At 41.9% G+C, this 13,157-nt stretch carries 12 protein-coding genes; 10 read left to right on the top strand and 2 right to left on the bottom strand.

Annotation, left to right across the window (positions count from 1 at the left end; translation table 11 throughout):
- Positions 1-567: 567 nt before the first annotated feature.
- Together AC2YHV_RS12755 and AC2YHV_RS12750 are read left to right on the top strand one after the other, a co-directional pair.
- Entirely contained in the window at positions 568-2,184 is a 1,617-nt protein-coding gene (locus tag AC2YHV_RS12755; protein WP_487373338.1) for a long-chain fatty acid--CoA ligase, read from the top strand.
- Positions 2,185-2,277: 93 nt separating this feature from the next.
- A complete protein-coding gene (locus AC2YHV_RS12750) occupies positions 2,278-3,075 on the top strand; it encodes an enoyl-CoA hydratase (protein WP_034314728.1) in 798 nt (265 codons plus the stop codon).
- A 99-nt stretch (positions 3,076-3,174) separates the two neighbouring features.
- On the opposite strand, the gene AC2YHV_RS12745 is transcribed toward AC2YHV_RS12750, so the two are convergent.
- Entirely contained in the window at positions 3,175-3,363 is a 189-nt protein-coding gene (locus AC2YHV_RS12745) for a YhzD family protein (protein ID WP_048677954.1), read from the bottom strand.
- A 310-nt stretch (positions 3,364-3,673) separates the two neighbouring features.
- On the opposite strand from AC2YHV_RS12745, the gene cysK reads away from it, so the two are divergent.
- The 8 genes from cysK to AC2YHV_RS12705 all read left to right on the top strand — a co-directional run bounded on the left by cysK (position 3,674) and on the right by AC2YHV_RS12705 (position 12,698).
- A complete protein-coding gene (gene cysK / locus AC2YHV_RS12740) occupies positions 3,674-4,597 on the top strand; it encodes a cysteine synthase A (RefSeq protein ID WP_034314721.1) in 924 nt (307 codons plus the stop codon).
- A 178-nt stretch (positions 4,598-4,775) separates the two neighbouring features.
- Positions 4,776-5,978 carry a metallophosphoesterase family protein gene (locus AC2YHV_RS12735; RefSeq protein ID WP_487373437.1) on the top strand — a complete coding sequence of 401 codons (1,203 nt, stop codon included), beginning with the start codon at positions 4,776-4,778 and terminating at the stop codon, positions 5,976-5,978.
- A 21-nt stretch (positions 5,979-5,999) separates the two neighbouring features.
- Positions 6,000-9,020, top strand: coding sequence for an ATP-binding protein (locus AC2YHV_RS12730; protein ID WP_487373337.1), 3,021 nt, complete (start codon positions 6,000-6,002; stop codon positions 9,018-9,020).
- A 35-nt stretch (positions 9,021-9,055) separates the two neighbouring features.
- Positions 9,056-9,469: a hypothetical protein gene (locus tag AC2YHV_RS12725; RefSeq protein ID WP_034314717.1), complete on the top strand. Its 414-nt coding sequence runs from the start codon at positions 9,056-9,058 to the stop codon at positions 9,467-9,469.
- Between the two features lie 314 nt (positions 9,470-9,783).
- Positions 9,784-10,608: an ABC transporter ATP-binding protein gene (locus AC2YHV_RS12720; RefSeq protein WP_063577115.1), complete on the top strand. Its 825-nt coding sequence runs from the start codon at positions 9,784-9,786 to the stop codon at positions 10,606-10,608.
- Positions 10,601-11,299 carry a (2Fe-2S)-binding protein gene (locus tag AC2YHV_RS12715; RefSeq protein WP_063577114.1) on the top strand — a complete coding sequence of 233 codons (699 nt, stop codon included), beginning with the start codon at positions 10,601-10,603 and terminating at the stop codon, positions 11,297-11,299. Before AC2YHV_RS12720 ends, AC2YHV_RS12715 begins: the two co-directional genes overlap by 8 nt.
- Positions 11,300-11,477: 178 nt before the next feature.
- Positions 11,478-12,416: a 3'-5' exoribonuclease YhaM gene (yhaM, locus tag AC2YHV_RS12710; RefSeq protein WP_034314712.1), complete on the top strand. Its 939-nt coding sequence runs from the start codon at positions 11,478-11,480 to the stop codon at positions 12,414-12,416.
- Positions 12,417-12,515: 99 nt separating this feature from the next.
- On the top strand, positions 12,516-12,698 hold the full coding sequence (locus tag AC2YHV_RS12705) for a sporulation YhaL family protein (protein ID WP_057275795.1): 183 nt from the start codon (positions 12,516-12,518) through the stop codon (positions 12,696-12,698).
- Positions 12,699-12,753: 55 nt separating this feature from the next.
- Here the strand turns inward: AC2YHV_RS12705 and AC2YHV_RS12700 are convergent.
- The coding region (locus tag AC2YHV_RS12700; protein WP_487373336.1) for a peptidylprolyl isomerase at positions 12,754-13,157 on the bottom strand (404 nt) is incomplete at its 5' end.

Genomic DNA, 13,157 nt, shown 5'->3' with positions numbered 1-13,157 from the left:
TGCCAAGCCTCCTCGACGCAATCGCCTGTGGGGTCTCGGCCAGCCAGTAATTCGGCAGGAGTGCCGCAAATTTCTTCCATCCATTAAGGATTACAGAAAAAAATATGAAGAATAACCTAATCTAAAATTTTTTCGGAATGAGTCCAGCCTACGTTTTTTCTTGAATTACATTCCAGTTGATTTCAGAAATCCGCTCCCTTTCCGCTGACTGTCTGCCAAGCCTCCTTGACGCAAACGCCTGTGGGGTCTCGGCCAGCCAGTAATTCGGCAGGAGTGTCGCAAATTTCTTCCATCCATTAAGGATTACAGAAAAAAATATGAAGAATAACCTAATCTAAAATTTTTTCGGAATGAGTCCAGCCTACGTTTTTTCTTGAATTACATTCCAGTTGATTTCAAAAATCCGCTTCCTTTCTGAATCTGCTTTTTGCCGTCAAACTGATATGAAAATATCATCAAAATAAAGACAGATTCAAAATAATATAAAAGGTACCTAGGGAAAAAGGATTATTTTTTTTCTGGTCGAATATATAATGAGCATGCTTTTAATATAAGGGGGAGATTGTAATGATGGATACTCCATTGATCATGACTCAAATCATTGAGAGAGCTGAAAAATATTTTCCGAAGAAAGAGGTAGTTTCGCGTACGGATGGTGGCATTCACACATTTACATATGCTGAGATTGCTGAGCGTACAAGAAGGCTGACCAGTAATCTTGAAAAATTCGGTATTCAAACAGGTGACCGTATTGGAACGCTTGCCTGGAATCATCATCGGCATTTAGAAGCTTATTTTGCGATTCCTTGTCATGGTGCTGTCTTACATACAATCAATATGCGTTTGTCCCCTCAACATGTTTCTTATATCGTCAATAGTGCTGAGGATCGATTATTATTGATAGATCCGGATGTCATCCCCCTTTTGGAAGCAATTAAAGATGAGTTAACGACAGTGGAAGGGTATATCATTATGACGGATAAAGATGAGCTGCCTGAAACGACCCTTTCACCTATTTATCATTATGAAAAATTATTAGCCGAAGGAAATCCGAAACAGCCATTCATCCAAACCTTGGATGAAAATGCACCTGCCGGCATATGTTATACGTCCGCCACGACCGGGAACCCAAAAGGTGTGGTTTATTCGCATCGCGGAATTTTACTGCATGCGATTGCACTGGGGCTTGCCGATTCTACAGCAATAAGCGAGCGTGATGTGGCCCTTCCTGTCGTGCCGATGTTTCACGTGAATGCCTGGGGCATGCCTTTTGCCAGTGTTTGGTTTGGAACGAAGATGGTTTTGCCAGGGCCCTATTTCACCCCAAAGATTTTGGCGGAGCTTATAGAGACGGAGAAGGTTACTATCGCAGCAGGGGTTCCGACGATATGGCTGGGCTTATTGAAGGAGCTGGAAGAAGGCAGCCATGATACGAGCAGTATTCGTGCCGTTTTATGCGGAGGGTCGGCTGCTCCGAAAAGCATGATTAAAACCTTTGAACAAAAGTATGGGATACCATTCCTGCATGCATATGGAATGACTGAAACAAGCCCGCTCGTATTTATATCGAAACCCAAAAGCTATCAGGAAGACCTCCCTGAAGAAGAACTTTATGAGTTGAAGGCCAAGCAGGGCCTTGTTTCGCCAATGATAGAAATTAAAGTGATCGGTAAGGATGGCGAAGTGAAGCCTGATGGAAAAGAAATGGGAGAATTGCTGATCAGGGGTCCTTGGATTGCCAATGAGTATTTTAAGGATGAGAGGTCAGGGGATACGTTTAAAGATGGCTGGCTTTATACAGGAGATGTAGTCACGCTTGATGGAGAAGGATTCGTGAAAATCGTTGACCGGACTAAAGATTTGATTAAAAGCGGCGGTGAATGGATATCTTCCGTTGATATAGAGAATGCCTTAATGGCCCATGAAGGAATCTTTGAGGCGGCGGTAATTGCAGTGCCTCACGAAAAGTGGCAGGAACGGCCGATCGCCTGTGTTGTCTTGAAGGAGGCATACAAGGGACAAGTGTCCCAGGAAGACATCATCGAATTTTTAAAACCGCAGTTTGCAAAATGGTGGCTGCCGGATGAAGTGGTCTTTTTGGATGAAATCCCAAAAACCGGCGTTGGGAAGTTTTTGAAAAGGGCATTGCGTGATCAGCTTCAGGATAAATATATCAATAAATAATGGTATATTTGTTTAATTATTACTTTTCACCCTATTCTGAAAATGGTTGATGAATATATAATAGATTCATAGAACGAAAGAGGAGGAAATAAATTGAGTATTGAATCGACATCACCTGCAGGCACGGTTTTAGTCACATATTCGGACAGGACGGCCACTGTTGCAATGAACCGTCCAGAGGCAATGAATTCTCTAAATCCGAAAATGCTGCATGATTTCATTAATGCCCTGAAGGAGGTGAGCGAGAATGATGAAGTGGACGTCGTCATTTTAAAAGGGAATGGGAAAGCGTTTTCCGCTGGTGGTGACATTAAGATGATGCTCTCGCCTGGAAAAGAAAACGCTTTCGATGAGCTGATGGATGGAATCAGTGAATTGGTGACCACCCTATACTTCATGCCTAAATTGACCATCAGTGCCATTCATGGTGCAGCTGCAGGGCTAGGGTTGAGTATAGCTCTTGCAACGGATCATCTTATTGCCGATTCGGAAAGTAAGGTTGCGATGAATTTCATCGGGATTGGATTAATCCCTGATGGCGGTGGACACTTCTTCCTTGAACGCCGTCTTGGTGAAGTGGGTGCGAAAGAATTGATCTGGGAAGGTAAAGTGCTTACAGCGCTTGAAGCCAAAGAAAAGGGCCTCATTCATGAAGTGGCAGACGGAACCTTGGAACATGCGGTAGAGAAAAAAGTGCAATCTTGGCTGCAAAGTCCGGTGCAGGCCATGATTAAAACGAAAAAGATCCTTAGTGAAAAAAATCGCCCGCTATTAATTAAGATGCTTGAGATTGAAAAAGCTGCTCAGATGAAAATGCGCCAAACAGCGGATCACCAAGAGGGAATAAAAGCGTTCGTGGAAAAAAGGAAACCGAACTTCATTGGAAAATGAATAAGAAAGGCCGTCACTTTCCAGTGACGGCCTTTTTTTATATAAGGAAAGTATGGAAAACTTGATCATATTTTTTCGTGATTGCGCTTCCATTTTCAATCAGCGATGAAAAAGCAATAAAGCGCCTGAAGGCGATGTACAGCGATGTGTTTGATCTTGATAGTTTTTTTCCTTCAATAGATTTTGTCCCAATTCTTTTGCTTGTTCATCATTCTCGGCTGTAAATGATTCATCTAATAGTTTTTCCCCTGACGGTTCAAAAACGGTTAATTTGTATATTCTGCTCATTTTCAAAAACTCCCTTATCAAAAATGTTATCAACTGTTATAAAAATTTTATCATTTTCTGTCAATTTTGACTATTGTTATGTGAGTGAATCTATTAAGACAAGGAATATTGATACATAGCTGAATATCTTGAAAAAGTAACTATATCGAACTAACTTCTCATTTTTTTTCCTTTAAGCTTGGAAAGAATGAAAACAAAACCTATTTATACTAGAGGAATTCTCTCTTTAAAATGAAAAATCATAAATGATATAATAAACTTGAGTAAAAGTGCATGTTGGAAGTGTATGGATCGAAGGGGGTTTTTTTGAATGACGGTAAAAATCGTTAATAATATCACTGAATTGATAGGAGATACACCTGTTGTTAGGATTAATCATTTAACAGCGGAGGATGACGCTGAGGTATTCGTGAAACTTGAGTATTTCAATCCGAGCCGCAGTGTAAAAGATCGGGCTGCCTTCAATTTAATTAGGCAGGCAGAATTGGATGGTATCATTCAAGCCGGGGCTACGATCATAGAACCAACATCAGGGAATACAGGTATTGGGCTTGCCATGAATGCCGCGGCTAAGGGATATCGGGCGATTATGGTCATGCCGGATAATATGTCGAAAGAAAGAATCAATATATTAAAGGCATACGGAGCGGAAGTTGTCCTCACCCCTGCATCAGAGCGGATGCCGGGAGCCATTCGTAAAGCTGAGGAGCTCGCAGCAGAGATTCCTAATAGCTTTATTCCGCAGCAATTCGAAAACCAAGCCAATCCTGATATTCACAGAGTGACGACAGCAGTCGAGATTCTGGATCAGATGGATGGAGACCTGGATGTTTTTGTCGCTACTGCCGGAACGGGAGGAACGATAACCGGTACAGGTGAAGCCTTGAAAGAACATCTGCCGGATTTAAGGGTTGTCGTTGTCGAGCCTAAGGGTTCCCCAGTTCTTTCCGGAGGAAAGCCTGGTCCCCACAAGTTAGTGGGTACGAGCCCTGGTTTTATCCCTAGCATCTTAAATACAGAGGTATTTGATGAAATCGTTCAAGCGGCTGATGAAGATGCGATTTCTACCATGAAGGATATGGCTTCGAAGGAAGGGATATTGATTGGGCCTTCAGGAGGTGCCTCTGTCTGGACTGCCCTGCAGGAAGCCCGTCGTCTTGGAAGCGGAAAACGAGTATTATGCATTGCACCGGATAATGGTGAACGCTATTTAAGTATGGATATCTTTAATTGATGAAAAAGACCGAATGCCGTGAATGAAACAATGTTCGCCATTCGGTCTTTTTCCTGTTGAATTTGCCCATACTGCATGATGACGTATTAAAATAATAATGTATGGGAAAGTATGTTCTGCTCATGTTAAAATTGAATATGAAATATTGAAAGAAATCGAGGTGACACTTTTGAGCGGTGTGAAGTTCATTCATGCGGCAGATCTCCATCTGGATAGTCCCTTTTCAGGGTTGAAGGATATGCCGTCATCTATATTAAAGGAATTAAGAGAAAGCCCGTTTAAAGCTTTTCAAACTATCATTAATGAGGCAATTACCCGTCAGGTTGACTTTATCGTGTTATCGGGGGATCTATTTGATGGGGAAAATCGGAGTCTCCGAACACAGGTCCGCTTTCGGACCGAGATGGAAAAACTCCAGCAACATCAAATCCCTGCCTATATCATTCATGGTAACCATGATCACCTTAGCGGCTCATGGATTACTGTGGGGCTGCCGGATAATGTCCACGTATTTTCAGGGCAAACCGAAATGAAACGATTTGAAAAAATCGATGGGACGACTGTCCACCTTTATGGATTCAGTTATCCGCGCCGTCAAGTAAGGGAGAGAATGATCGAAACCTACATAAAAGCTGAAGGGGCCGATTATCATATAGGTCTGCTTCATGGGAATTTGGAAGGCAATTCCGAACATAGCCCGTACGCCCCTTTTTCATTGAAGGAACTTGCTGCCAAAGATTTCGATTACTGGGCATTAGGCCATATTCATAAACATCAGGTTGTTTCGGAAGATCCGCTTGTGATATATCCAGGAAATATTCAAGGCAGGAACAGAAAGGAGTCAGGCGTCAAAGGGTGCATGCTTATAGAATTCGATGGGGACATGAAGCGCCATTCTTTTATTGAAACCTCTGAGGTGATATGGGAAAGCGAAACAATTGAATTATCTGCAGAAGGTGGATTTGATCCCCTGTTCAAGCAATGCAAGGAAGTAATTGAACGGAAGGGTTTCGATGGGAGAAGCTTTCTTTTGGAGTTGAAGCTGGATGCAGGTGATGCAGCAGGAGCTTCCGGGGAATATCTTGAAGAATTGACCCGGATTTTGCAGGAAGGGGACCAAGGGGAATCATTTGTCTGGGTGTATAAAATCAAACTCATCCAGTCCATTCCTATGAATAGGTCAAATGAAAGTATATCGCCATTTCTGGCTGAGGTATCCAGGCTTGCTTCTGAATTTGATGATACGGAGGCTGCTCTTGCCCCGCTATACATTCATCAGGGAGCAAGAAGGTTTCTTGATTCAATAGAGCCGGATGAGCAGAGGGAACTGTTGGATGAAGCGGAAAGATGGCTTTTGCACGTTTTTGAAGCGAATAAATGAGTGTAGGGAGGAGCAACGGAATTGATTATTAAAGACCTCCATGTTTATGGTTACGGCAAACTGGAAAATCAGCGTTTTCCTGAATTGGGACAGCTGCAGATTTTCTTTGGGGAAAATGAATCGGGCAAGTCAACCCTCATGTCTTTCATTCATAGTATGCTGTTTGGTTTTCCGACAAAGGTTCAAATCGAACCGCGTTACGAGCCCAAAATGCATGCCAAATATGGGGGAAGGCTCAGCCTCATAACAAAAAAAGACGGGGAAATCGTTATTGAACGTGTGAAGGGAAAAGCTACTGGTGATGTGAAATTGACCTTCGAGGATGGAAGGGTCGGCGGCGAGGAAGAATTGAATGAGATTCTTCATGGCGTTGATAAAAACTATTACCAAGCCATTTTTTCTTTCGACCTTCAAGGTCTGCAGGGATTACATACACTAAGTGAAGGTACGATGAGTAAATATCTGCTTTCAGCCGGGCTGATCGGGAATGATAAACTTCTTGAAGCCGAAACGAAATTGCAAAAAGAGCTCGATTCAAGGTTCAAGCCATCAGGCCAAAAACCTTTACTGAATGTGAAAATGAAAGAACTTAAGGAATTGCAGAAAAAGGTGAAAGCATCTGAAGAAGAGCAGCAGTCATATACGGCATTACTTCAGGAAGAAGCAAAACTTAAGGCGGAGCTCTCTAAAGTCACGGTGGATATTCAAGAGATTGAAGAAAATCTTGTTAACGTAAGTGCTTTTTTGCGAATTAAACCCTTGGTTGAAGAACAGGGGGAACTAGAGGCTGAAATAAGTAAAATTCCGGATGTGAATTTTCCTGTTGATGGTTTAAAAAGACTTGAACAGCTACAGGCAGTTGGTATCCCCATGAAAGCCCAACTTGCTGCATTGACTGAGAAAATGAACAAACTTGAGGGGAAACTCACGGAAATCAAAATCAATCCATTCATCAAGGAGCATAAAGAGCAAATTGAACATGCAATCGATCAAGGAACATTGTTGGAGAAGCTCGAGTTGGATATTAGAAAAGCGGAACACGAAAGGCTGTTGGAAGAAAAGAATATCGAAAAGGTGAAGCAGGAATTATTTTTGGATGTTTCTGATGAGGAAATAAGAAAACTGGATATCAGTACATTCATGAAGGAAAAGGTGAAAAGGGCCGAAAGGGAAAAGCATCGGCTCCAAAATGATAAAAAACAGCTCGATGAGAAATATGAACTGCAAAAGGGAAGTCTGGAAACGACAGAAGCCCATTTGAAGGAGATTAAGGCCCAGTTACTGCCAGATGAAAAAAGAATCGAGCTGGAGTCCTTATACAACAAGCAGAATAACATCGAATTTGAAGCAGCACAATCCCTTATTCTTGATGAACAAATACTTGAACTTGAAAAGCAATTGGGATTACAGAGGAAGAAGGAAGCGGATAATCACAAACGTTCACATATCATGAATGGCAGTTTAATAGTGCTACTATGTTTAGGTGCAATCGGAAGTTATTTCAGTGAACAGATTTTGTTGGGGGTGATACTTCTAGCCGTAGCTGTTCTGTTTGCGGTTTCCAGGTATCTCTTTAAAGGTGATGATATATCGTCCGGGTATATCAGGCAATTGGATGAGATGAAAAGGAAAAGGGCTGCAATTGGGAGTGAAACCAATAAAGGGAGTGAAGGAGAGTCGATGGGGAGGCTGCTTGAACTGGACCAACGTCTCCAAAGGCGCTTTGAAAGTGAAAGTTTCAAATATGAAGAAAGGGAGGAAGCGTTTGAATCGACGATTCAGGAGTATGCCGGTTGGGAAGCTAGCAGGGACCGGTTGGATAAAGAATTGAGGAAGATCTTAAGCGGTTGGGGTCTGTCTTATCCTGGAATGGAAATTAATCTTGAATCTGTATTTGAACTTCTTGAGAAATGGAAGGAAGCCGTTGATAGGAAATATGAAACAATCAAGAGGCATGATTTTCTCCAGGCAGAATTTGAGGGTAAATCAAAGGCTTTATTTCATTTTGCAAATAGCCTTGATTTTGAAACATCCACATGGAGGGAAGCGATTGGCCAATTGAAACGGGAGTTGAATAAAGCGGTTGAATTCTCCGTTCAGTTAACGCAATGGATGCAGGAAAGAAGTCGTTTGACGAACGAAATCGAGCAGCTGACGATGGAAAATGGCTATCTTGATGCAGAAATGGAAATGCTTTTTAAGTTAGCGAAGGTCAAGGACGAGGAAGAATTCAGGCATGTCGCTGCATTGTCCGAAAAGAAAATCACCTTACAAAAGCAGCTTGATTTGATTACCACTCAAATTGGGCAATCCAGAATGCTGCCTGATCAAATCCAATCTTATTTAAAACAGGGGATCAATACTTATACATTTGAGAATTCAGAACAGAAACGGAAGGATTCTGTAAAGGTGAAATCCCTTTTGTTAGAGAAGCGGGCGGATGCGAAGCATAAGATAAAACAGCTTGAAGTTTCTGGGATTTATGATGATTTACTTCATCGTTTTCATGAAGAAAAAGCTGCTTTTAACGAAGAGGCGAAGGAATGGGCGAAATTGGCAATAGCCAAAAGCTTATTGAATAAAACATTGGACCGATATAAAAGGGAGCGCCTGCCGAAGGTGATCGCTGATGCCGAGCGGCATTTTTCCTTTTTAACGAATGGAAACTATCGGAAAATCATCCTTGATCAGTCGGGAGAAGGGATTTTGGTACAGCGCAGTGATGGTTTGAGTTTCAGGGTTGAAGAGGTCAGCCGCGGGACAGCTGAGCAAATTTATGTTTCCTTAAGGCTCGCACTTGCTGATCATACTTTTGAAAATGATTCATTCCCTCTCATCATTGATGATAGTTTCGTCAATTTTGATGCGGAAAGGACAAAAAGGATGCTTGAGTTATTGAAAAAAGTTTCGGAAAAGCGGCAAATCTTATTTTTTACATGCCACCGATATATAATGGAGCACTTTAGTGAAAATCAAGTGATTCGTCTATCCAGCCCCGTATTGCGCCAAAATATGAATGATTTGATCATCCCCGAAATATAATGGGTCTTAAACTATAAATAAAGAGAGTGAAGTCATTGAATAGGAATGAGTTTGTAAGCCGCCATGATTCTTCTTTGGAGTTAATCATCGAAAAGGAGTTTCCTGGTAAACGATGTGTTGGGGGAAAATATTCTGCCATAGGTCATCGCATCACTTTATATGAGAGAGATATTGAAATTCAGTGTGAACGCTCCCTAGGCTCGCTTGCAAGGCTTGAGGAGTATACATGGGTGATTCTCACACATGAGATGGGGCACGCATTAGACCCCGATCTTGCTGTGCTTAGTGAGGAGCTGCACCGTACAGGAAAATCAGAAATCCTTTATCAAATAGAGGTCAATGCATGGAATATTGCAGAAGGAATCATTCCTTTTATCGATCACGATTTATTTACCTTCATTAGGGATGAATCCCTGGAACATTGTACAAATCGCCTGCTTGTCGGTTAAAAGGCTCTCCATATGGAGGGCTTTTTTTATTTTCCGCTAAATGGAGTTTGGAAATTCCGATAGTGATTCGCAGAGGGGGGAGAATGGACTATCGTTCGGAAGCTACAGGCAGTGATGAATGAAAGTATAATGTGCTGTTTTTTTTAGATTAATGTTTCCAAAGGAAGCTTCATATCTTTAAAGGAGCATTCACTTTAATGAATCATTTAAGAGGAATGGGACATGGAGTTTATGGTTTATATTCCTTTTTGAGATTGACAGTGAGAATCATTTTCATTAAAATGGTATTATTAGACTAAAAGGGGAGTATTTTAATGCGACCAGCTATTAACACTCAGTCTTTATCGCTCGGTTATGGTGATAAATTAATAATAAATGATATGAATATAGAAATACCCAAAGGGGAGATCACCGTATTCATCGGTGCTAATGGATGTGGAAAATCAACACTTCTAAGGTCTGTAGCCCGATTGTTAAAACCTCAATCCGGCTCGGTCTTGCTCGAGGGCAAAGCGATCTCAACCATGCCATCGAAGGATGTAGCGAGAAAGATGGCGATTCTTCCGCAATCCCCGGTTGCTCCTGAAGGGCTTACCGTCTATCAACTTGTTAAACAAGGAAGATATCCTTATCAAAGTTGGTTGAAACAGTGGAGTTCCGTGGATGAAGATAAAGTTCAAAAGGCGATTGAAGCAACGAATCTGACCGATTTAAAGGATCAGGCAGTCGATGAATTATCGGGAGGGCAGAAGCAACGGGCATGGATAGCCATGACGCTTGCTCAGGATACTGATGTCATTTTGTTGGATGAACCGACTACATATCTTGATATGACCCATCAAATCGAGATTTTGGACTTATTGTTCGACTTGAATGAGTTTGAGAACCGAACGATCGTTATGGTGCTTCATGATTTGAATTTAGCTTGCCGTTATGCGGATAATCTGGTGGCACTTAAAAATGGGGCGATACATGCTCAAGGCCGGCCGGAGGATATCATCACGCCTGAATTGGTACAGCATGTATTCAGCATGGAATGTCAAATATCCTTTGATCCAATTTTCGGCAGTCCCATGTGCGTCCCGTTTGGTAAAGGGCGCTACGCACAAACTCAGATAAAAGCGCTGGCCAATGCATAACCTCACACCAGCCATTGAAAAAGAACTTCAGGGTTACCGGATATCCTTTCGAGATGTAGCCCAAGTTTCCAAGACCTTCAATCATGCTGATGAGCTTATTCAGTATGCACAAGCCCGGACTGGGGCGGAAACGTCAAGGATAGCCATTTCAATGTGGTTCAGACGCTATGCTTTTTTTGTCACGGCACAATTGTACATGTTAAGCAAACATCGGCTTATCTGGGAAGGCACACTTCAGGACTTTGGTGTTTTGGATGATCCGGAAGATGAGCATTGGCTCCCGAATTTTTTGCTGAAAACCAACAGGTGGAGCCATGTCACGGAAAAGGAAAGCCCTTCTGCCCTCCATTCCATACTGAACAGATTTGGTGCTGATGCCATTCGCTTCTTTTCCGGAACTGCTAAAATATCGAAACTAGTTCTCTGGGAAAATATTTGGAGCTATACGGTATGGATGTATAGTGAGTTATTGAAGCAAACTGATATAAAGACGCGAGTTGAAAAGGACATTGAAATCCTTCTTGAAGATGAGGTATGGCTGAATATTGAAACGCGTTCCCCCTTTAAACGATTCATTGGGGAAAAAAGTGTTCCGGAGTCAATGAACCCTTATAAACGGGTGACATGCTGTTTATATTACCGAATTGATGGCCAGGAGAAGTGCGCGTATTGTCCGAACAAAAACTGTTGAAATAGATTTGATTGGAGAGCCAGGCTTGGGGTCAAGCCTGGTTTTCTTGTGGAGTGATAAGAGACGGCAAAGCTTTAGTTTTTCCTGTCCAATGTCTATCACTTATTAACGAAAACTAAACGCACTAACGAGATTGGTATGTTATAATGTTGATATTTAATTGAACGGAGGCAGTCGCATGGGAAATGGGATCATACACTACGGAATTGGTGAAGTAGTAGATATATATATGTACATTAAAACGAGTACAAAAGCGGTGGCAAGTAATGGAAAGCCTTTTTTAACATTGATTTTGTGCGATAAAACCGGCGAGATAGAGGCAAAGCTATGGGATGTTTCCGAGGCTGATGAGAAAACATATTGTGCGGAAGCAACAGTGAAAGTTCAAGGGGAAGTCCAGAATTATCGAGGACGCAGCCAATTGAAAATCCGTAATATTAGAATTACTTCAGATACTGACGGGGTCACGAAAGCCGATTTAATTCAAACGGCTCCTTTAAGTCAGGAAGAAATGATGGAAACCATCACTCAATTTATTTTTGAAATGAGGAATCCGAATATCCAAAGGGTGACTAGGCATCTCATAAAAAAATATCAGAATGAATTCCTGACGTTCCCTGCTGCCACCAAGAACCATCATGAGTATATGTCGGGACTGGCCTATCACGTTGTATCGATGCTAGGGCTGGCTAAGGCCATTTCAACCCTATATCCTTCCCTCAATAAGGATCTTTTGTATGCTGGGGTCATTCTGCATGACCTTGGAAAGGTGCATGAGCTATCTGGACCTGTTTCGACTGTTTATACAGTGGAAGGGAACTTGTTGGGGCATATCACCATCATGGTGAATGAAGTCGGTAAAGCTGCAGAGGAATTGGGCATTGAAGCGGAAGAAATCATGATTCTCAAGCACTTGATATTAAGCCACCATGGTAAAGCTGAGTGGGGCAGTCCCAAGCCGCCGATGGTTAGGGAAGCGGAAGTGCTGCATTATATTGATAATATGGATGCCAAGATAAATATGATGGACCGCGCCTTGGAAAAAGTGAAGCCGGGTGAATTTACGGAAAGAGTCTTCGCGCTCGATAATCGTTCATTCTATAAACCGACATTTTAATGAAATATGCTTCTTTCTCGATGGAGAAAGAAGCATATTTTTTTTTTTCGAGCATATTCTCTAGTAAATGAATAGTAGATTTTTTGGGAGGGAAAGGACATGCCAATTTGGATTTGGTTCGTGTTTATTGGAATAATTGTCAGTGCAATCATGTCAATTTGGACAGCTAGGCAGGAACGCCTCATAGATGATGCTTGGATTGAAAAGGAAGGCCAGAAATACATTGACCGCATGGAAGAAGAGCGTGAGAGGCGTAAAAAGGATATAAATCAGGGAGCATAGCCCGAATGATGAAAAAAAAGCGACAGGTAAAGTCCTGTCGCTTTTTACTATTCAATTATTTTTCAGCTTTGGCTGCGTCACCAGAAGTGATGGCATCTTTTAAATCTTTATCTTTAATCTTCACGTCCGCTTTTTTGACTTCTGAATTCAGAATGTCCTGAACTTTAGTTTGGTCAATTTGAGCGACTTTCAAATCATATTCAAGATCTTTTTTCATATCTTTGTATGATTCTTTTTCTTTTGTATCAAGAAGTTGGATGATGTGGTAGCCATAATCGGATTTAATCGGCTTGCTGATTTCATCTTTCTTCATTTTGTAAGCTTGCTCTTCAAATGCAGGAACCATTTCACCTTGTCCGAACCAGCCTAGCTCCCCGCCTTTTTCAGCTGTGCCTGTGTCCGTTGAATATTCTTTGGCAAGTTTGGCGAAGTCTTCACCTTTGTCCAATTTAGCTTTAA

It is taken from the genome of Peribacillus sp. SRI_006 (genome assembly GCF_057586375.1).
The sequence above is the reverse complement of the archived record's forward strand: the minus strand, read 5'-3'. Positions and strand labels throughout refer to the sequence as shown.

Excerpts from the sequence above, each read along its gene's own strand:
- AC2YHV_RS12745 (WP_048677954.1), bottom strand. The coding sequence starts at position 3,363 with ATGAGCAGAATATACAAATTAACCGTTTTTGAACCGTCAGGGGAAAAA.
- AC2YHV_RS12715 (WP_063577114.1), top strand. The coding sequence starts at position 10,601 with ATGCATAACCTCACACCAGCCATTGAAAAAGAACTTCAGGGTTACCGG.
- yhaM (WP_034314712.1), top strand. The coding sequence starts at position 11,478 with ATGGGAAATGGGATCATACACTACGGAATTGGTGAAGTAGTAGATATA.
- cysK (WP_034314721.1), top strand. The coding sequence starts at position 3,674 with ATGACGGTAAAAATCGTTAATAATATCACTGAATTGATAGGAGATACA.
- AC2YHV_RS12705 (WP_057275795.1), top strand. The coding sequence starts at position 12,516 with ATGCCAATTTGGATTTGGTTCGTGTTTATTGGAATAATTGTCAGTGCA.
- AC2YHV_RS12720 (WP_063577115.1), top strand. The coding sequence starts at position 9,784 with ATGCGACCAGCTATTAACACTCAGTCTTTATCGCTCGGTTATGGTGAT.
- AC2YHV_RS12755 (WP_487373338.1), top strand. The coding sequence starts at position 568 with ATGATGGATACTCCATTGATCATGACTCAAATCATTGAGAGAGCTGAA.